Genomic DNA, 19,168 nt, shown 5'->3' with positions numbered 1-19,168 from the left:
CATCGTGCCTCGTACCGTCAGGGACGTCGTCTTCGTCGACGGCGTCCGCACCCCGTTCGGCAAGGCGGGCCCGAAGGGCATCTACCACGAGACCCGTGCCGACGACCTCGTCGTGAAGGCGATCCGGGAGCTGCTGCGCCGCAACCCCGGACTCGACCCGAAGAAGATCGACGAGGTCGCCATCGCCGCGACCACGCAGATCGGTGACCAGGGCCTGACCATCGGACGCACCGCCGGGATCCTCGCGGGTCTCCCGCAGTCCGTGCCGGGCTACTCCATCGACCGCATGTGCGCCGGCGCCCTGACGGCCGTCACCTCGGTCGCCGGTTCCGTCGCCTTCGGCGCCTACGACATCGCCATCGCGGGCGGTGTCGAGCACATGGGCCGCCACCCCATGGGCGAGGGCGTCGACCCGAACCCGCGGTTCGTCTCGGAGAAGCTGGTCGACGAGTCGGCCCTCTTCATGGGCATGACCGCGGAGAACCTCCACGACCGCTACCCGCAGATCACCAAGCTGCGCGCCGACGAGTACGCCGTGCGCTCCCAGGAGAAGGCCGCCAAGGCGTACGCCAACGGCAAGATCCAGGCCGACCTGGTGCCGGTCTCGGTCCGCCGCACCTCCCCCGAGGCCGGTGAGACGGGCTGGGGCCTGGTCACCGCCGACGAGCCGATGCGCCCGGGCACGACCCTGGAGAACCTGTCGGGTCTGAAGACCCCCTTCCGTGTGCACGGCCGGGTCACCGCCGGTAACGCGGCCGGTCTGAACGACGGCGCCACCGCCTCGCTCATCGCCTCCGAGGACTTCGCGCGCGAGCACGACCTCCCCGTGAAGATGCGCCTGGTCTCCTACTCCTTCGCGGGCGTGGAGCCGGAGGTCATGGGCTACGGCCCGATCCCGGCGACGGAGAAGGCGCTGGCCCAGGCGGGTCTGTCGATCTCCGACATCGGCCTGTTCGAGATCAACGAGGCCTTCGCCGTCCAGGTCCTGGCCTTCCTGGACCACTACGGCATCGCCGACGACGACGAGCGCGTCAACCAGTACGGCGGCGCCATCGCGTTCGGCCACCCGCTGGCCTCCTCCGGCGTCCGTCTGATGACGCAGCTGGCCCGCCAGTTCGAGGAGCAGCCGCACGTCCGCTACGGCCTGACCACCATGTGCGTCGGCTTCGGCATGGGCGCGACGGTCATCTGGGAGAACCCGCACTTCGAGGGGGACAAGTGAGCACCACCGCCGAGCTTCTCAAGCAGGCTTCCGAGCTGTTCCCGGACGAGGTCGTCACGAGTGCGCACGTACGCCACTTCGACCTCCCCCTCGGTGCCGGGCGCTTCGCCCTGATCACCCTGGACAACGGCCACGACCACACCAAGCCGACCACCTTCGGCCCGGCCTCGCTGGCGAACCTGAACGCCGCCATCGACCAGGTCGAGAAGGAGGCGGCGGACGGCGAGATCGTCGGCGTCGGCCTCACCGGCAAGCCGTTCATCTTCGCGGTCGGCGCCGACCTCAAGGGCGTGGAGATCCTCAAGGAGTACGAGCACGCCCTCGCCATCGGCAAGGGCGGCCACGAGGTCTTCAAGCGGCTGTCCAAGCTGGCCGTGCCGACCTTCGCGTACTACAACGGTGCCGCGATGGGCGGCGGTGTCGAGGTCGGTCTGCACTGCACCTACCGCACCGTCTCCGCGGCCCTGCCGGCGTTCTCGCTGCCCGAGGTCTTCCTCGGTCTGGTCCCGGGCTGGGGCGGCTGCGCCCTGCTGCCGAACCTGATCGGCCCCGAGAAGGCCGTCTCGGTGATCATCGAGAACAGCCTCAACCAGAACAAGCAGCTCAAGGGCAAGCAGGTCTTCGAGCTCGGGATCGCCGACGCGATCTTCGAGGGCGCGGACTTCCTGGAGCAGTCGCTGATCTGGACCGCGGCCGTCCTCAAGGGCGAGCTGGAGATCGAGCGCCCGGTCATCGACCGCGGCGAGGCCTGGGACCAGGCCGTCGCCAAGGGCCGCTTCATCGCGGACTCCAAGGTGCACGGCGCGGCCCCGGCCGCCTACCGCGCCCTGGACATCATCGCCGCCGCCAAGAACGGCGACCTGCAGCAGGGCTACGACGCCGAGGACAAGGCCCTCGCCGACCTCATCATGGGCGGCGAACTGCGCTCCGGCATCTACGCCTTCAACCTGGTGCAGAAGCGCGGCAAGCGCCCGGCCGGCGCCCCGGACAAGAACCTGGCCCGCCCGGTCACCAAGGTCGGTGTCGTCGGCGCCGGTCTGATGGCCAGCCAGCTCGCGCTGCTGTTCCTGCGCCGCCTGGAGGTGCCGGTCGTGCTGACCGACATCGACCAGGAGCGCGTCGACAAGGGTGTGGGCTACGTCCACGCCGAGATCGACAAGCTGCTCGGCAAGGGCCGTATCAACCAGGACAAGGCCAACCGCCTCAAGGCGCTGGTGTCCGGTGTGCTGGACAAGGCCGAGGGCTTCGCGGACGCGGACTTCATCATCGAGGCCGTGTTCGAGGAGATCGGCGTCAAGCAGCAGGTGTTCGCGGAGGTCGAGGCGGTCGCCCCGGCGCACGCCATCTTCGCGACGAACACCTCCTCGCTGTCGGTCTCCGAGATGGCGTCGAAGCTCAAGAACCCCGAGCGGGTCGTGGGCTTCCACTTCTTCAACCCGGTCGCGGTGCTCCCGCTGCTGGAGATCGTCCGCGGCGAGAAGACCGACGACGCCTCCCTGGCCACGGCCTTCGCCGTCGCCAAGAAGCTGAAGAAGACCGCGGTCCTCACCAAGGACGCCCCGGCGTTCGTCGTGAACCGCATCCTGACCCGCTTCATGGGCGAGATCCAGAACATCATCGACGAGGGCACCCCCGTCGAGGTCGCCGAGAAGGGCGTCGAGCCGCTCGGTCTGCCGATGTCGCCGCTGGTCCTGCTGGAGCTGGTCGGCCCGGCGATCGGCCTGCACGTCTCCGAGACGCTCAACCGGGCGTTCCCGGACCGCTTCACGGTCTCCCCGAACCTCAAGGCGGTCGTCGAGGCGGGCAAGCGCGGCTTCTACGTCTACGACTCCGGCAAGCCGGAGCTCGACCCCGAGGTCGCCGCGCTGCTGAAGCAGGGCGACACCGTCCTGACGGAGGAGCAGGTCCGCGACCGTGTGCTCGACGCGGTGGCGCAGGAGATCGGCATCATGCTCGACGAGGGCGTCGTCGCCGAGGCGCAGGACATCGACCTGTGCCTCATCACGGGCGCCGGCTGGCCCTTCCACCTGGGCGGCATCACGCCGTACCTGGACCGCGAGGGTGTCTCCGAGCGCGTGAACGGCAAGAGGTTCCTGGCGCAGGGCGTCGCGAGCGTCCCGGCGTAACGCGTAACCCCTGAGGGGGGTGGGGCGTACGGCAACAATCCGTGCACCCGCCCCCCTTCTCCGCATTGCCGTCACCGCATCACCGCCTGCAAGCGGCACGTCCTCGTCCGGGGCGAGGAGCCGGACGGCCTCTTTTCGAGCGTGTTCTCCCGTGCGCCTTGTTCACGCCACGACGCTTGACACGCTTCAGGTGTCCGGCGCGACAAGAGCGTCGAGAGCAAGGGGCTGGTTCCACTTCTTGCAAGCGGTCAGATCTCCCGCCAGGCCTCCAGCGCCAGCCCCGGCTCGTCCTTGCGACGGGTGAGCAGCACGGTCCCCGTCGAGGGCGACAGGGAGGCCGCGACGACCTCCTCGTGCTCATCGAGCGCCACCGACACGACGGCGTCGGCGGGCAGCCCAGGGCCGGACTCGGTCCACCAGGCACCGGCCGACTCCTGCTCGGTCGGGTACGCGGCGAAGGCGACCCGGCCGCTCGCCGACCGCTGGGCGAGCACGGTGCAGTCGTATCCCTCGATGACACACCGGACGGCGGAGACGGGCCCCGGGCCGGCGGCGGCCAGCAGGGTCACCGGCTTCTCACCGGGGCGCCAGGCGCACAGATCGCCGGAGGCGTCGGTGAAGAAGAGAGTGGTGTGCTCGGCGGACGTGGCGAGCGCGCGCAGGGTGCCCGGACGTACGGGAGCGTCGACGCCCTCGGTCCGCACCGGCTTCTTGCCGTCCGACTCCTGCCGCCAGCGCAGGATCCCGCCGGGTACGGCAGCGTACAGCTCGACCAGCCCCGACTCGCCCGTGACGGCGGCCAACTCCCCCTCGACGTCATGCCCTTCCAGGTCCAGCCAGCCTCCCCAGCCGCCCTTCACCTTCTGGTTGCGCAGGCTGACTCCGCCGCTCCCGTTTCGCACGAAGACATAGCCGCGCCCCGCCCCGTCCACGGTCACGGCGGGCGGCCCCGTACGGTCGCCCTTCTTGTCCGGGTGGCCGATGGGAGTCCAGTCCAGGGGCGCGAGGCGGGGGCGGAAGTGCGTGGAGTGCACGAGCCCGGACTCCCCCGGGGTGGTGGGCCGCCAGGCCGCCAGATGGGCGTAGCCGTCGGCGCCCTGTCCGACCGCCGCCTCCGGGTGCAGTTTCTGGGCACCGCCGACGGTTCGCGGGTCGTTCTCCCAGGGGCCTCCGGGGCCGCGTTCCGCCCGGCACAGGACGGCGTCGCCGGAGGGCAGATACACGGTGAGGCGGCCGTCGCGGCCGCGGATGAGCCAGTCGCCGTTCACCAGTTCACTTTATGCGGGCCCGAGGGCTCGGCGCGCGGCCCACCCCCGCCCGGGCACATCCGCCGTGCGACCCTGGCCCCATGAACGAGCCTTCGCCCCTCCTCGTCGTGGTCGACGCCGCGAACGTCGTCGGATCGGTGCCGGACGGGTGGTGGCGGGACCGCCGGGGTGCGGCGGAACGGCTGCGGGACCGGTTGGCCTCGGAAGGGGTTCCTGCCGTGTCCGGCCCGGTGGAGATCGTCCTGGTGGTGGAGGGGGCTGCGCGGGGGGTGGAGTCCGTGCCCGGAGTGCGGGTGTCGTCGGCGCCCGGCAGTGGGGACGATCACATCGTGGAGGTGGTCGAGTCGGCCGGTGACCGTCCCGTCCTTGTCGTCACGGCGGACCGGGAGCTACGCAGGCGCGTCGGGGAGCTGGGGGCGGAGGTGGCGGGGCCGCGGTCTGTTCGCCCGTAGGAGCGGTGCCGGGCGTCGGGGCTGGGGCGACGCGCGACTCGGCGCGACGAGGCGCCTCCCCCAGGCTCTCGGCGCTTCGCCCGAGCAGGGGGGACCGGGACCCCGACCGCCCACCCGTGCCGCCCCTGGGGTGGCACGATGGCCCGCAGCCAGGGCGGCGGGCCCCTACGCACCGGCAGCCGCCGTCGTACGCAAGGGGCCGTGTCGGGGGGCCGCCGGCAGCGGTTGGCGCGTCGACGAACCGTCAGTCGGTATGACACCCCATCGCGCCGTTCCGAGGAAGGACGCTCCCGGCGCGGCCCCGGCCCGCCCCGGCGAACAGGCGCCACGCGCACTCCCACCGGGGCAGCCACAGGCCGCCGCCGGCACACGGCCCCGAAGCCGCAGCCGCAGCCGCTTACGGCGTGCCACCCCCCGCGCTCGGCTGTTCCTCCCCCGCTTCGGAGCGGGCAAGGCGGCTGTGGGTGCGGCCGTACAGGAAGTAGACGAGGAAGCCGGCGGCCATCCAGATGGCGAAGCGGACCCACGTCTCGGCGGGCAGGTTGATCATCAGCCACAGGGACGCGCAGACCGACAGGATCGGGATGACCGGCACCCACGGGGTGCGGAAGGCCCGGGGCAGGTCGGGGCGGGACTTGCGGAGGATGATCACGCCGATGGCGACCACCACGAAGGCGAACAGCGTGCCGATGTTCACCAGGGCGGCGAGCTCCGTCAGCGGGGTGAAGCCGGCGAGGACGGCGATGATCACGCCGAGCAGGATCGTCGGCCGGTGCGGGGTCTTGAACCGCGGGTGGACGCGCGAGAAGAACCGCGGCAGCAGGCCGTCGCGGCTCATCGCGAAGAACACACGCGTCTGGCCGAGCAGCAGGATCATGCACACCGTCGTCAGGCCGACCGCGGCGCCGAAGCTGATGAAGCCCGCGTACCACGGATGCCCGGTGGCCTTGAAGGCATCGGCGAGCGGGGCGTCGACGGACAGCTCGCTGTAGTGCTGCATGCCGGTGACGACGATCGACACAAGGACGTACAGCGTCGTGCAGATGACGAGGGAGCCGAGGATGCCGCGCGGCATGTCGCGCTGCGGGTTCTTGGTCTCCTCGGCGGCCGTGGCCACGACGTCGAAGCCGATGAAGGCGAAGAACACGACCGAGGCGGCGGTGAAGATGCCCATCACGCCGAAGTTGGAGGGTGCCCAGCCGAACATGAGCTGGATCAGAGGGGAGTCGAGACTCGCCCCGGCCTCCACGGGCTGCTCCTTGGGGATGAACGGGTCGTAGTTGTCGCCCTTGATGAGGAACGCGCCCGCGATGATCACGACGAGGACGACCGTCACCTTGATGGCGACGACGATCGACGTGATTCGCGCGGACAGCTTCATGCCGACCACCAGGATGGCGGTGAGGACGAGGACGAGCGCGGCGGCGAGGATGTCGAAGCCGAAGGCGTCGGCACCCTCGCGGCTGCCGAGGGCCGCCGGCATGTTCCAGCCCGCGTTGTCCATGAGCGACTGGATGTAGCCGGACCAGCCGACGGCCACCACCGCCGTACCGAGTGCGAACTCCAGAACCAGGTCCCAGCCGATGATCCACGCGGGCAGTTCACCGAGGGAGGCGTACGAGAACGTGTAGGCGGACCCGGCGACCGGGACCGTGGACGCGAACTCGGCGTAACAGAGGGCGGCCAGGGCGCAGGCGACGCCCGCGGCCACGAACGCCAGAGCCGTGGCCGGCCCGGCGTTGTTCTTGGCGACTGTGCCGGTGAGAACGAAGATGCCGGTACCGATGATCACACCGACGCCGAAGACGGTCAGATCCAGCGCGGACAAGGACTTCTTGAGCGCGTGTTCTGGCTCCTCGGTGTCGAGGATGGACTGCTCGACCTTCTTCGTCCGGAAGAGGGTACTGCTCACGGGGTTACCTCCCACGCTCGTCGTCCTCGACATGATCGAGAGGTGGCACCATCCGTATGCCCCGGCACGGGCGAATTCACGCCAACGGGCCGGTTCCACCACCCTCATGGTGGGGAAACCGGCCCATCTCGAACCCGTTCGGCCGTCCCGGCCGCGTCAGTCGCGCGCGGCGTCCACGGCGTCCGCCGCGCTGCGCTCGAAACGCCCGTCCAGCTTGGCGACCAGCCCGGTCACCTGCCGGGCGATGTCGGGCGCGGTGAGCCCGATCTCGGCGAGGACCTCGGCCCGCGAGGCGTGGTCGAGGAAGCGCGGCGGGATGCCGAAGTCCCGCAGCGGCACGTCCACGCCCGCGTCGCGCAGCGCCTGGGCGATCGTCGAGCCGACGCCACCGACCCGGCTGTTGTCCTCGACGGTGACGACCACGCGGTGCTGCTCGGCGAGCGGGGCCATGGCCTCGTCGACGGGCTTGACCCAGCGCGGGTCGACGACGGTCGTCGAGATGCCCTGCCTGTCGAGCAGGCCGGCGATCTCCAGGCACATCGGCGCGAGGGCTCCGACGGAGACCAGGAGCACATCCGGCCGGTCGGTGCCGGGCTCGCGCAGGACGTCCATGCCGCCGACGCGCCGCACGGCGGGCACGGCGGGGCCGACGGCGCCCTTGGAGAAGCGGACCACGGTCGGCGCGTCGTCGACGGCGACGGCCTCGCGCAGCTGGGCGCGCACCTGGTCGGCGTCACGCGGCGCGGCCAGCCGCAGTCCGGGCACGACCTGAAGGATCGACATGTCCCACATGCCGTTGTGGGAGGCACCGTCGGTGCCGGTGACCCCGGCCCGGTCGAGCACGAAGGTGACGCCGCACTTGTGCAGGGCCACGTCCATCAGCACCTGGTCGAAGGCACGGTTGAGGAAGGTGGCGTAGACGGCGAACACCGGGTGCACGCCGCCCGTGGCCAGGCCGGCCGCGGAGACGGCGCCGTGCTGCTCGGCGATGCCGACGTCGTAGACCCGCTTGGGGAAGCGCTTGGCGAACTTGTCCAGGCCGACCGGCTGGAGCATCGCGGCCGTGATGGCGACGATGTCCTCGCGCTCCTCACCGAGCTTGACCATCTCCTCGCCGAAGACGGACGTCCAGTCGGCGCCGGAGCTGGCGATCGGCAGGCCCGTGTCGGGGTGGATCTTGCCGACGGCGTGGAAGCGGTCCGCTTCGTCCTGGAGGGCCGGCTGGTAGCCGCGGCCCTTCTCGGTGAGGCAGTGCACGATGACCGGCCCGCCGAACCGCTTGGCCTTGGCGAGCGCCGACTCCAGGGCCTCCAGGTCGTGCCCGTCGATCGGGCCGACGTACTTCAGGCCGAGGTCTTCGAACATGCCCTGCGGGGCGATGAAGTCCTTCAGCCCCTTCTTGGCGCCGTGCAGGGTGTCGTAGAGCGGCCGTCCGACGACGGGCGTGCGCTCCAGGACCTCCTTGGTGCGGGCGAGGAAGCGCTCGTAGCCGTCGGTGGTGCGCAGGGTCGCCAGGTGGTTGGCGAGGCCGCCGATGGTCGGCGCGTAGGAGCGCTCGTTGTCGTTGACGACGATGACGAGCGGGCGGTCCTTGGCGTCGGCGATGTTGTTCAGCGCCTCCCAGGCCATGCCGCCGGTCAGGGCGCCGTCACCGATCACGGCCACGACGTGGTCGTCGCGCTCCATGATCTGGTTGGCCTTGGCGATGCCGTCGGCCCAGCCGAGGACGGTCGAGGCGTGCGAGTTCTCGATGACGTCGTGCTCGGACTCGGCCTGCGAGGGATAGCCGGACAGGCCGCCCTTCATCTTCAGCTTCGAGAAGTCCTGACGGCCGGTGAGCAGCTTGTGGACGTAGGACTGGTGGCCGGTGTCCCAGAGCACCTTGTCCCTGGGCGAGTCGAAGACCCGGTGCAGGGCGATGGTGAGCTCCACCACGCCGAGGTTGGGGCCGAGGTGACCGCCGGTCTTGGAGACCGCTTCGACAAGGAAGCTCCGGATCTCCTCCGCCAGCTGGTTCAGCTCCTCCAGGTTGAGCCGGTCCAGATCGCGCGGTCCCCTGATACGGGTCAGCAGCGGCACCCGTGCCTCCTTGCAGTAGAGCTGTTGCCGGGCTTGTCGAGTCTAATGTTCCGCCCGTGCGGGCGGCGCCGAGGCTGTGCGTCGTACGTCACGCGTTCGGCTCTACCCATGGTGCGCCACCTCTACGACACAGCTGTGCCCGGTACCTGGGGGGTACCGGGCACAGAGGGTGTTCCTCGGCGTTACGCGCGCCCTGCGGTCTTCTGTGTCCTGCGGGTGACGGCGTCGATCACGACCGTGGCCAACAGCACACCACCGGTGATCATGTACTGCACCGGGGAGGCGATGCCCTCCAGGGCGAGGCCGTACTGGATCGATACGATCACCAGGACACCGAGCAGCGCGTTCCACGTGCGGCCGCGGCCACCGAAGAGCGACGTACCGCCGATGACCGCCGCGGCGATCGCGTTCATCAGCAGGTCACCGCCGCCGGCGCCCTGGTTGGCCGCCGCGATCTTGGACGCGATGAACAGGCCGCCCACCGCGGCGAAGGTACCGGAGATCGCGAACACCGAGATCCGGACCATCTCCACGTTGATGCCGGCGCGGCGCGACGCCTCGACGCTGCCGCCGAGTGCGAACACCTTCCGGCCGTACGCCGTGCGGCGCAGCGCGAAGTCCGTGACCAGCAGCACCACGATGAAGATCACCACGGCGAGCGGCAGGCCCTTGTACTGGTTGAAGACGATGGCGACGGCGAAGGCGAGCACCGCCAGCAGTGCGGTCCGCACGATGGTCTCGCTCAGCGGCCGGGACGGCACACCCGCGGCCTCGCGGCGCCGGTTGCCGAGGAAGGAGCTGAGGAAGAACCCGGCGGTCACCACCGCGGCCAGGCTGTACGCGGCGGCCACGTCGGAGAAGTAGTAGCTGGTCAGCTGGGCCACGACCCCGTCCGGGTCGAGGTTGATGGTGCCGTTGTCGCCCAGGATCTGGAGCATGAGGCCGTTCCAGAAGAGCAGACCGGCCAGGGTGACGGCGAAGGCGGGGACGCCGATCTTCGCGAAGAAGAAGCCGTGCAGCACACCGGCGACCGTGCCGGTGAGGATGGCCAGCACGAAGGCGAGCCACTCGTTCATGCCGTTGGTGACGTTCAGCACCGCGAACGAAGCACCCGCCACACCGGACACCGAGCCGACCGACAGGTCGATCTCGCCGAGCAGCAGCACGAACACGATGCCGACGGCGATCATGCCCGTGCCGACCATGGCGACGGACATGTCGGACAGGTTGCCCGCGGTGAGGAAGTTGGAGTTCAGGCTCGTGAAGATGAGCCAGATGACGGCCAGGCCGATGACGACCGGGATGGAGCCCAGGTCGCCGGACTTCATCTTCCGCTTGAACTCGCTGACGTAGCCCTTGAGGCCCTGCTCGCGCACCAGCAGCCGGGGGTCGACGACCGTGACGGCGGCCTTGGCCGCCTCGGGGTTCTCCACGACGTGCTCGTCCGGAGCCGCGGAGGTCTTGTCGATGCTCACTTGGAACCCTCCCCGTTCGTGCGCGCCGCACGGCGGGTCACGGCGTTGTCGGTGGCGCCGGTGATGGCGGAGATGATCTCTTCCTGCGAGGTCGACTTGACCTCGAAGACGCCGTTGTTGCGCCCGAGGCGCAGCACGGCGACCTTGTCCGCGACGGCCTTCACGTCGGCCATGTTGTGGCTGATGAGGATCACGGCGTGGCCGCGCTCGCGCAGCCGCTCGACCAGGTCGAGGACCTGCGCGGTCTGCTCGACGCCGAGGGCGGCGGTGGGCTCGTCGAGGATGACCAGTTTGGGCTCGCCGAGCATGGAACGGGCGATGGCCACGGTCTGGCGCTGACCACCGGAGAGCGAGGCGATCGGGATGCGCACGCTGGGGATGCGGATCGACAGCGTGTCGAGCAGCTCGCGGGAGCGGCGCTCCATCTCCACCTCGTCCAGGATGCCGCGCTTGCGGAGCTCCCGGCCCAGGTAGAGGTTGCCGACGACGTCGATGTTGTCGCAGAGCGCGAGGTCCTGGTAGACGGTCGCGATGCCCAGGTTCTGGGCGTCGTGCGGCTTGTTGATCTGGACGGACCTGCCGTCCCATTCGATGACGCCCTCATCGATGGGGTGCACGCCGGCGATCGTCTTGACCAGCGTGGACTTTCCGGCGCCGTTGTCGCCCACCAGGGCGACCACTTCACCGGCGTGGACCTCAAGCTCTACGTCGGTGAGCGCCTGAACGGCACCGAACCGCTTGGAGACCCCGCGCAACGCCAGCACGGGCGTAGCGGACACGTGAACCATCTCCTTCGCCGCCTGACCCGGCGGGAGGTTGTGCAGAAGTGTGGGAGGGGTGATCCGTCCGGCGCCCCGCATAGCTTGCGGGGCTGATGTGGCGGGGCGCCGGAGGAACTCGGGGCGAACCGGTCCCCGCATGGAGTCACGGGAGTCCGGCTCGGACTCCCGTGCTCGGCAGGGGACTTGGCGGTTGCCTACTTGAGACCGATCTTGTCGCAGGCGGCCTTGTACTTGCCCGCGCAGATCTCGTTCACGGTGTAGATGCCGTCCTTGATGACGGTGTCGTTGATGTTGTCCTTCGTCAGCGAGACGACCGGGACGAGGACGGACGGGACGGCCTTGGTGGTCGGGCTGTCGACCTTGTCCTTGGCGATCGAGTCGAGCGACTTGCCCTGGGCGAGGGCGACGGCCATCTCGGCCGCGACGTCCGCCTCCTGCGGGTAGGGCTTGTAGACGCTCATGTACTGCTCACCGGTGACGATGCGCTGCACACCCGCGAGCTCGGCGTCCTGGCCGGTGACCGGGATGTCGGCGATGCCGGCGGCCTTCAGGGCGGTGATGATGCCGCCCGCCATGCCGTCGTTGGCGGAGTAGACGCCGACGATCTTGTCCTTGCCGAGGGCGGAGATGGCGCCCTCCATGTTCTGGTTGGCGTTCTCCGGCTTCCACTCCTTGGTGTCGTACTCGCGGCCGACCTTCACCTTGCCGTCGAGCACGGAGTGCGCGCCCTTCTTGAACTGGGCGGCGTTGGGGTCGGTGGAGGACCCGTTCATCATGACGATCTGGCCGTCCTTGGCCTTGTCGCCCAGCGCCTTCAGCAGGGCCTCGCCCTGGGTCTTGCCGACCGTCTCGTTGTCGAACGAGGTGTAGGCGTCGATCGGGCCCTCGGCCAGGCGGTCGTAAGCGACGACGGGGATGCCCGCGTCCTTGGCCTTCTTCACCGAGCCGGCGATGGCCTTGGAGTCCACCGCGTCCACGATCAGCACGTCGACCTTGTTGGTCACCATGGTGTCGACCTGCTGGTTCTGCGTGCTGGCGTCCTGCTTGGCGTTGGCGTAGACGACCTCACCCTTGTTGTTGGTGAGTTCCTTGACCTTCTTCTCGATGAGCGGCCGGTCGAACTTCTCGTAACGGGCCGTCGCGTTCTCGGGAAGGAGCAGGCCGACCTTGATGTCGTCGCCCTTCTTGGCGGACCCCGTGGAGTCGGCGTTGTCGCCCGACTCCTTGGCGCTGCCACAGGCAGCAAGCGAAACGGCCATCGTACCGGCGGCAATAGCAACAGCGGCGCGACGCATACGCGTGTTCACTTCAGAAACCTCCCTGACGAGGCCGCGACATTGCGGCCGAGGTGGCTGGAAGTCAACTCGGCCACACGTGCGACGTCAAGAAGTAAATCCTTAACGAGATGGCAACGGTGCCATCCGTTCTCTAAGTGAAGGCAGGGGTGGCGGCCTCAAGGGCGCCGGGGGCAGTTCCGTCCAGAAGGGTCGAATCACCCATCTCGCTGAGGGCGAGAGCGAGCGCTCCGAGCACCTCCGCACGGCCTCCGAGGGCACCGGGGAGAACGGACAACTGGCGTGCCGCACTGGGGATCGCGTAGCGGCCGACGGACTCCCGGATCGGCCCGAGCACCAGCTCACCGGCCTCGGCGAGATCACCGCCGAGGACCACCCGGCTCGGGTTCAGCAGGTTGCAGAGATTGGCCACTCCACTGCCGATGTGGCGGCCGACGTCGGCGATCACCCGACGGCAGCCCGGGTCTCCGTCCCGCGCGAGCCGCACGACGCCTTCCATGGTCAGATCGGTGCCGTGACTGGACTGGAGGAGCGGGAGCACGTAGCGCGCGGCCGCGAAGGTCTCCAGGCAGCCGCGGTTTCCGCAACGGCAGACCGGGCCGGACTCATCGAGTGTAATATGTCCGATTTCTCCGGCAGTGCCGCCGGGCCCCCGATAGATCCTGCCGCTGATCACCAGGCCGGCGCCGACGCCGCTGGCGACCTTGATGTAAGCCAGGTCGCGGACGCCTCGGCCGCTGCCCCAGACCATCTCGCCGAGGGCGCCGAGATTGGCGTCGTTGTCCACGTGCACGGGAACGCCGAGGCGGCCGCGCAGCTCCTCGGCGGGCTTGGTGCCGGTCCAGCCGGGGAGGATGGCGGTCGAGCCGAGGGTGCCGGACTCGACGTCGATGGGACCGGGGACGCCGAGGCCGACGCCGGCGATCTTGGAGCGGTCGACGCCGGTGGCTTCGATCAGGCGGGTGACCAGCTCTTCCGCGCGGTCGAAGCCCTGGGTGGACGAGGCGTCCACGTCCAGGGGTTCGGACTCCTCCGCCAGCACCTGGTGGGCGAGGTTGCCGATGGCGACGCGCAGGTGGGTGTGGCCGAAGTCGACGCCGATGACGATGCCTGCGTCGCCGCTCAGCGACACGCTGCGGGCCCTGCGGCCGCCGGCGGAGGTCGGTGTGACCTCGACGGTGCCGCCGTCCTTCAACTCCCGGACGATGTTGGACACCGTCGCCGCGGACAGGCCTGTCGTCCGCGCGATCTCGGCCTGGGTGAGGGAGCCCGCGAGACGTACGGCTCTTACGACCCGCTCGAGGTTGGCTCGGTGCAGCGATGACTGCGACCCCGGAGTCTCCACGACGACCTCCTGCGCACGGGGCCGCATCGATGAGGCCCCGTCTATGTCCAACTAGTGAACTCTAAGCTGAGCCGTTCGGGTCGCCTCCCGTCAAGAGGTTGAACTGATTCCGGGGCGTGCGCGGGTCGTCGCGGAGCGCTATGTGGTGGTACGCGCTTTCTGCCTGCGGCGGCCTGCGGGGCTGTTCGGCGGTGCGCGCAGCCCTTGCGCCGGTGGTGGGGCGGGGTCGCGCCGGGGAGTGTCCGTCCTCGGAACGGCGCGAGGCCTGCTGCGGGCCGCCGGGCTACTTCAACGCCCCCGCCGTGAGCCCCTGCACCACCTGCCGCTGGAAGATGATGTACGCCGCCAGCACCGGCAGCATCGCCATCACCAGGCCCGCGAAGAGGCCCGACCAGTCGCCCTTGTAGCCCTGGCTGACCGCCAGCTGGACCAGGCCCTGGGTGAGGACACGCTTGTCGGGGTCGGTGTTGAGGACCGTGGGGAGCATGTACTGGTTCCACTGGCCCAGGAAGTTGAAGATGCCGACGCTGATCAGGCCCGGCTTGGCCATGGGCAGCATGATCTGGAAGAACGTGCGGCTGTGGGAAGCGCCGTCCACGAAGGCCGCCTCCGCGATCGACGTCGGCAGGGTGCGGAAGAACGCCGTGAGGAAGAACACCGTGAACGGCAGCGAGTAGGCGATGTAGACCAGGATCAGACCGTGGATGGTGTTCAGCAGGCCCATGTTGTTCACGACGTAGAACAGCGGGACCAGCGCGAGCATGATCGGGAAGCTCATGCCGCCGATGAACAGGAAGTAGATGAAGCGGTTGCCCGGGAAGTCGAAGCGGGCCAGGACGTAGGCCGCCATGGAGCCGAGGGCCAGCGTGCCGATGAGTGAACCGCCCACCACGAGCACCGTGTTGAGGAAGTAGTCGCTCATGTTGGCCTGGGTCCACGCCCGCGACCAGTTGTCGAAGTGCAGGGAGTCCGGGAGCGACCAGGGGGAGCTGAAGATGGAGCGGTCGTCCTTGAAGGACGTCATGACCGCCCAGAGCAGCGGCATGACCACCATGAACGCCCAGACGACCAGGACGCCGTGGGAGAAGACGTTGAGGACCGTGCCCTCCTTCTTCTCCTTCACCGGAGGGGGCGGCTTGACGTCCGTCTTGGTGATCGGGGCTCCGGACTCGGCCGGGAGCGGCGCGGGGGTTTCGGTCGTCTTCATCGGAAATCTCCGTGGATACTCCGCCCTTCAGGGCGGAGAGGAAACGGACTCCTGCGGAGCAGGGCAAGGTGCGGGGTTTCGCCCCCTGAGCGAAAGCCTGTGCTCTGACCAGCAGCTTTGATCTTTACCTGTCGCGACGCTAGTTTGTGAGAGTGCCCACGACGCATGTGAAGCGGGCGTTCAAGTACCGCTTCTATCCCACGGGTGAGCAGGCAGCAGAGCTGTCGCGCACGTTCGGCTGCGTCCGCAAGGTCTACAACATGGCGCTCGCCGCCCGCACAGAGGCATGGACGCGGCAGGAGCGGGTGAACTACAACCAGACGTCGGCGATGCTGACGGCGTGGAAGAAGACTGAGAGCCTGGCGTTCCTCAATGAGGTCTCTTCCGTGCCGCTGCAGCAATGCTTGCGCCATCTGCAAGGTGCGTTCACCAACTTCTTCGGCAAGCGGGCGAAGTACCCACGCTTCAAGTCGAAGAAAAAGTCCCCGAAGTCCGCCGAGTACACCACCAGCGGTTTCCGCTTCCGCGACGGCAAGCTGACGCTCGCCAAGATGCGTGAGCCGCTGGACATCGTGTGGTCCCGGCCGCTCCCCGAGGGTGCGAAGCCGTCCACTGTGACCGTGTCCCAGGACGCGGCTGGGCGCTGGTACGTGTCGATGCTGTGCGACGACCCGACGGTGAAGCCGCTCCCTGTGAGGAATGCCGCCGTAGGTGTGGATGTCGGCCTGGATCACCTCCTCACGCTCTCCACTGGTGAGAAGGTCGTCAACCCCAGGCACGAGCGCAAAGATCGTTCCCGCCTCGCTCTGGCTCAGCGCCGTCTCGCGAAGAAGGCCAAGGGGTCGGCGAATCGTGTCAAGGCGCGGCGTAAGGTCGCCAGGATCCATGCCCGTATCGCCGACCGTCGCCGTGACGGGCTGCACAAGCTGACCACTCGACTCGTTCGTGAGAACCAAACGATCGTGATCGAGGACCTGACCGTGCGCAACATGGTCAAGAACCGGACTTTGGCCCGTGCCATCAGCGACGCGGCGTGGTCGGAGTTCCGGAGCATGCTGGAGTACAAGGCCGCCTGGTATGGGCGGGAAGTGATCGCGGTGGACCGCTTCTTCCCTTCGTCCAAGCTTTGCTCCACCTGCGGCACCCTCCAGGGGAAGATGCCGCTGCACGTCCGCATGTGGACGTGCGACTGCGGCACGACCCACGACCGGGACGTGAACGCAGCCAAGAACATGCTGGCCGCCGGACGGGCGGTGTCGGCCTGTGGAGCTGGTGTAAGACCTCAACGGAGCACTCCGGGCGGGCAGTCGGCAATGAAACAGGAAGTCTCACGGCGCGAGCCGTAAGAATCCCCTCCCTTTAGGGAGGGGAGCGTCAACGGTCAGTACTCCAGCCGCTCGCGACGGCCCAGCCGCATCACCACGGCGGCGAAGGCCAGCGTGACGACGAGCAGGGCGACACCGATGGTGGTGGCGTAGGCGGCCTGCCCGTCACGGAACGCCTTCTGATACACGTACAGGACCATGACGGTGGTCGAGTAGTCGGGACCGCCCGGCCCGGTCGTCATGATCTGCACGACCGCGAACGACTCGGCGCCCAGGGCGAGGATGCCCATGTAGACCCAGCCGGACTGCACCGTGTCCCAGAGGAGGGGCAGGGTGATCCGGTAGAACGTGGTGAAGCGGTTGGCGCCGTCCAGCAGGGCCGCCTCGTACATGTCCGCGGGGATGGAGGCCATGCCGGCGGAGAACAGGACCACGAAGAAGCCGACCGTGGACCAGACCAGGACCCCCATCACGGCCCACAGGGCGAGATCCGGGTCGCCCAGCCAGAGCGGCTGGATGGTGTCGAGGCCGATCCCGCGCAGGAGCGAGTTGATCGCTCCACTGTCCGGGTTGTACGCGAACGCGAACAGCAGGGCGACGATGGCGATCGAGAGGACCTGCGGGAAGAAATAGACGATCTTGTAGAACGAGGAGCCTCGGACACCGGTGACCACCGGGCCGTTCTTCCTCTTTCTGCCGCCCACGTTGATCATGAAGGCGAAGAACAGCGCGAGGCCGATCGTCACCACCGGCAGCAGGAGGGCGAACAGCAGGCTGTGCTGCAACGACTTCCAGAAGATCTCGTCGTCGAGCATGCGGCTGTAGTTGTCGAAACCGACCATCTTGAATTCGGGACTCAGGCCGGTCCAGTCCGTGAACGAGTAATAGATGGACTGGATGAACGGCCAGACCACGAAGAGCGCGTACAGTCCCAGGGGCAACGCGAGGAAGCCCACGATGAACCGGTACTTGCCGTGCTGCATCGCCACTCCGGTGCCGTGTGCGGAATTTGGGTTTCCGGTGCGTTTACTGGTGCTTGTAGTGCTTGATGGAGTCGTCCTTGGCGGCCTCGTCGGCGAAGCCCTGGATCTTCTTGATGGCCTCGGCCGGGGTCAGCCGGCCCGCCATCATCTCGCCCAGGCCGGAGACGCCGATCTTCTCCTTCTGCAATTGCACGTACCAGTCCTGCATACGGGGATTCACCACGTTCTCGCCGGCCTTGTCCAGGGCCGCGACACCGGATTTCAGACCGGGGGTGAGGGCGATGCCGTCGGTGCCGCCGTTGTACGCGGTCAGCGACTTCACCTTGCCGGTGAAGTTCTTCGAGGAGGCCTCGCTGAGCATGATGCGCAGCTGCTCCATGCCGCCGGCGGCGTTCTTCGCCTTGGCCGGGACGATGAAGGGCTCGCCGCCGGAGGCCCAGATCGTGCCGAACGGCATCTTGTCGGAGGAGTCGATGCCGGTGGGCGCGGAGACGGCCAGGTCGAAGTCCTTCGGGATGACGTTCGCCGACTCGTTCTCCACCCAGGAGCCGTTCGGGATGAACAGCGCCTTGCCCTCGGCCCAGGCCGTCTGCGACTGGATGTGGTCCAGGCCCGGCGTGCCCTTGAGGACGTAGCCCTTCTTGTACAGCTCGTAGTACGCCTCGAAGCAGGCCTTGACGGCCGGGTGCTTCCAGGCGTTCGGCTCCAGGTTGTCGATCGCGTCGAGGACCTCGCGGCCGCCGACCTTGCCGATCATCGGGTAGAGCGAGAAGGGGATGTAGTACGGGTATTTGCCCGCGTACGTCCAGCCCGCCATGCCCTTCTTCTTGGCCTTCGCGCAGACCGCGAGCATCTGGTCCCAGGTCTCGGGGTACTGCTCGTCGAGCGAGTCCAGGGCCTTCTGCGAGTACCAGACGCCGTACACCGTGTAGGCGTAGTACAGGATCCAGACCTTCTCGCCGTCGAACTGGCCCATCTCCACGATGCCGGGGCGCAGCGTGTCGCGGACCTTCTTGCCCGGGTCGTCGTAGGAGGGCGCGTCCAGCAGCGGGGTGAGGTCGGTGAGCTGGTTCTTGCCCACCAGAACACCCATGTCCATCTGCTCGGCGCCGGAGTTGTCGATGAGGTCCGGCGGGGTGCCCTGGTTGAAGCGGGGCTGGAGGGTGGACTGGATCTTCTGGGTGGCGGAGAACTTCACCGTGGCCTTGGGGAAGTTCTTCTCGTAGATCTTCACGGCGTCCTCGGCGTATTCCTTGCCGAAACCGCCGTCGAACAGGACGAATTCCATGCCGGCCGTGTCGTTGACGGCGAGCGGGTTCTTCGCGGTCTTCTTGCCGGCCTTGGCCTTGTCGCCGCTGTCGTCGCCGCCGCTGCTCGCGCAGGCGGACAGGAAGCTCATGGTGGGGACGGAGATCAGCCCGAGTGCGGCAGACCTCTTGATCAGATCACGGCGGCCGACACCCTCGGTGCCGTGGTTCTCGGCGGAAGTGGATCCCATGCTCAAGTCCTCGCCTTCTCCAGGACTCAGGCGGTGAACCGGATCCTCCCCGGCACCGCGATCGGGTCAAGCTGGGTCGTGCAGGAAAGTGCGGGTGATGACGTGCGGATCGTGTGAAGCGTTCGACAGGTATAGTCCACTTCACGTCGGCGGATCAAGATCGAACACAAGGTTGGCCGTGGGTCTTATCCGAGTTGAG

The 19,168-nt window shown here is 68.3% G+C and carries 14 protein-coding genes; 4 read left to right on the top strand and 10 right to left on the bottom strand.

Annotated elements, in window-relative coordinates; all coding sequences use genetic code 11:
- Window positions 1–4 precede the first annotated feature (4 nt).
- Both ACZ7EG_RS21455 and ACZ7EG_RS21450 read left to right on the top strand, forming a co-directional pair.
- Complete coding sequence (locus ACZ7EG_RS21455) at window positions 5–1,222, top strand: thiolase family protein (RefSeq protein WP_381427908.1); 1,218 nt, start codon at window positions 5–7, stop codon at window positions 1,220–1,222.
- On the top strand, window positions 1,219–3,348 hold the full coding sequence (locus tag ACZ7EG_RS21450) for a 3-hydroxyacyl-CoA dehydrogenase NAD-binding domain-containing protein (protein WP_471081034.1): 2,130 nt from the start codon (window positions 1,219–1,221) through the stop codon (window positions 3,346–3,348). The genes ACZ7EG_RS21455 and ACZ7EG_RS21450 overlap by 4 nt, the downstream gene beginning before the upstream one ends.
- A gap of 248 nt (window positions 3,349–3,596) precedes the next feature.
- On the opposite strand, the gene ACZ7EG_RS21445 is transcribed toward ACZ7EG_RS21450, so the two are convergent.
- Entirely contained in the window at window positions 3,597–4,616 is a 1,020-nt protein-coding gene (locus ACZ7EG_RS21445; RefSeq protein WP_471081031.1) for a PLL family lectin, read from the bottom strand.
- Window positions 4,617–4,696: 80 nt separating this feature from the next.
- Here ACZ7EG_RS21445 and ACZ7EG_RS21440 point away from each other — a divergent pair, with 80 nt between their 5' ends.
- A complete protein-coding gene (locus ACZ7EG_RS21440) occupies window positions 4,697–5,068 on the top strand; it encodes a PIN domain-containing protein (RefSeq protein ID WP_471081028.1) in 372 nt (123 codons plus the stop codon).
- Window positions 5,069–5,465: 397 nt separating this feature from the next.
- On the opposite strand, the gene ACZ7EG_RS21435 is transcribed toward ACZ7EG_RS21440, so the two are convergent.
- From ACZ7EG_RS21435 to ACZ7EG_RS21405, 7 genes are all read right to left on the bottom strand, one after another.
- Window positions 5,466–6,980 (bottom strand): amino acid permease, encoded by a 1,515-nt coding sequence (locus ACZ7EG_RS21435; RefSeq protein WP_471081025.1) that lies wholly within the window; start codon window positions 6,978–6,980, stop codon window positions 5,466–5,468.
- Window positions 6,981–7,136: 156 nt separating this feature from the next.
- Complete coding sequence (gene dxs, locus ACZ7EG_RS21430; RefSeq protein ID WP_471081022.1) at window positions 7,137–9,059, bottom strand: 1-deoxy-D-xylulose-5-phosphate synthase; 1,923 nt, start codon at window positions 9,057–9,059, stop codon at window positions 7,137–7,139.
- A 182-nt stretch (window positions 9,060–9,241) separates the two neighbouring features.
- On the bottom strand, window positions 9,242–10,534 hold the full coding sequence (locus ACZ7EG_RS21425) for a sugar ABC transporter permease (RefSeq protein WP_471081019.1): 1,293 nt from the start codon (window positions 10,532–10,534) through the stop codon (window positions 9,242–9,244).
- Window positions 10,531–11,322 (bottom strand): ATP-binding cassette domain-containing protein, encoded by a 792-nt coding sequence (locus tag ACZ7EG_RS21420; protein ID WP_185010908.1) that lies wholly within the window; start codon window positions 11,320–11,322, stop codon window positions 10,531–10,533. Before ACZ7EG_RS21420 ends, ACZ7EG_RS21425 begins: the two co-directional genes overlap by 4 nt.
- Before the next feature lie 188 nt (window positions 11,323–11,510).
- Window positions 11,511–12,611, bottom strand: coding sequence for an ABC transporter substrate-binding protein (locus tag ACZ7EG_RS21415; RefSeq protein WP_471081856.1), 1,101 nt, complete (start codon window positions 12,609–12,611; stop codon window positions 11,511–11,513).
- Between the two features lie 133 nt (window positions 12,612–12,744).
- A complete protein-coding gene (locus ACZ7EG_RS21410; protein WP_471081015.1) occupies window positions 12,745–13,956 on the bottom strand; it encodes an ROK family transcriptional regulator in 1,212 nt (403 codons plus the stop codon).
- Between the two features lie 283 nt (window positions 13,957–14,239).
- Window positions 14,240–15,163 carry a carbohydrate ABC transporter permease gene (locus ACZ7EG_RS21405; RefSeq protein ID WP_471081012.1) on the bottom strand — a complete coding sequence of 308 codons (924 nt, stop codon included), beginning with the start codon at window positions 15,161–15,163 and terminating at the stop codon, window positions 14,240–14,242.
- A gap of 152 nt (window positions 15,164–15,315) precedes the next feature.
- Between ACZ7EG_RS21405 and ACZ7EG_RS21400 the strand changes: the two genes are divergently transcribed.
- On the top strand, window positions 15,316–16,509 hold the full coding sequence (locus ACZ7EG_RS21400) for an RNA-guided endonuclease InsQ/TnpB family protein (protein ID WP_471081008.1): 1,194 nt from the start codon (window positions 15,316–15,318) through the stop codon (window positions 16,507–16,509).
- Between the two features lie 35 nt (window positions 16,510–16,544).
- Here the strand turns inward: ACZ7EG_RS21400 and ACZ7EG_RS21395 are convergent, their stop codons facing one another.
- Complete coding sequence (locus ACZ7EG_RS21395; RefSeq protein WP_471081004.1) at window positions 16,545–17,471, bottom strand: carbohydrate ABC transporter permease; 927 nt, start codon at window positions 17,469–17,471, stop codon at window positions 16,545–16,547.
- A gap of 43 nt (window positions 17,472–17,514) precedes the next feature.
- Window positions 17,515–18,969, bottom strand: a complete 1,455-nt coding sequence (ngcE, locus tag ACZ7EG_RS21390) for an N-acetylglucosamine/diacetylchitobiose ABC transporter substrate-binding protein (RefSeq protein ID WP_471081002.1) — start codon at window positions 18,967–18,969, stop codon at window positions 17,515–17,517.
- Window positions 18,970–19,168 lie beyond the last annotated feature (199 nt).

This window comes from Streptomyces sp. NPDC037100 (genome assembly GCF_055606225.1).
This window is presented reverse-complemented; position numbering and strand designations above follow the sequence as displayed.

Excerpts from the sequence above, each read along its gene's own strand:
- ACZ7EG_RS21405 (WP_471081012.1), bottom strand. The coding sequence starts at position 15,163 with ATGAAGACGACCGAAACCCCCGCGCCGCTCCCGGCCGAGTCCGGAGCC.
- ACZ7EG_RS21415 (WP_471081856.1), bottom strand. The coding sequence starts at position 12,611 with ATGCGTCGCGCCGCTGTTGCTATTGCCGCCGGTACGATGGCCGTTTCG.
- ACZ7EG_RS21420 (WP_185010908.1), bottom strand. The coding sequence starts at position 11,322 with ATGGTTCACGTGTCCGCTACGCCCGTGCTGGCGTTGCGCGGGGTCTCC.
- ngcE (WP_471081002.1), bottom strand. The coding sequence starts at position 18,969 with ATGGGATCCACTTCCGCCGAGAACCACGGCACCGAGGGTGTCGGCCGC.
- ACZ7EG_RS21440 (WP_471081028.1), top strand. The coding sequence starts at position 4,697 with ATGAACGAGCCTTCGCCCCTCCTCGTCGTGGTCGACGCCGCGAACGTC.
- ACZ7EG_RS21395 (WP_471081004.1), bottom strand. The coding sequence starts at position 17,471 with ATGCAGCACGGCAAGTACCGGTTCATCGTGGGCTTCCTCGCGTTGCCC.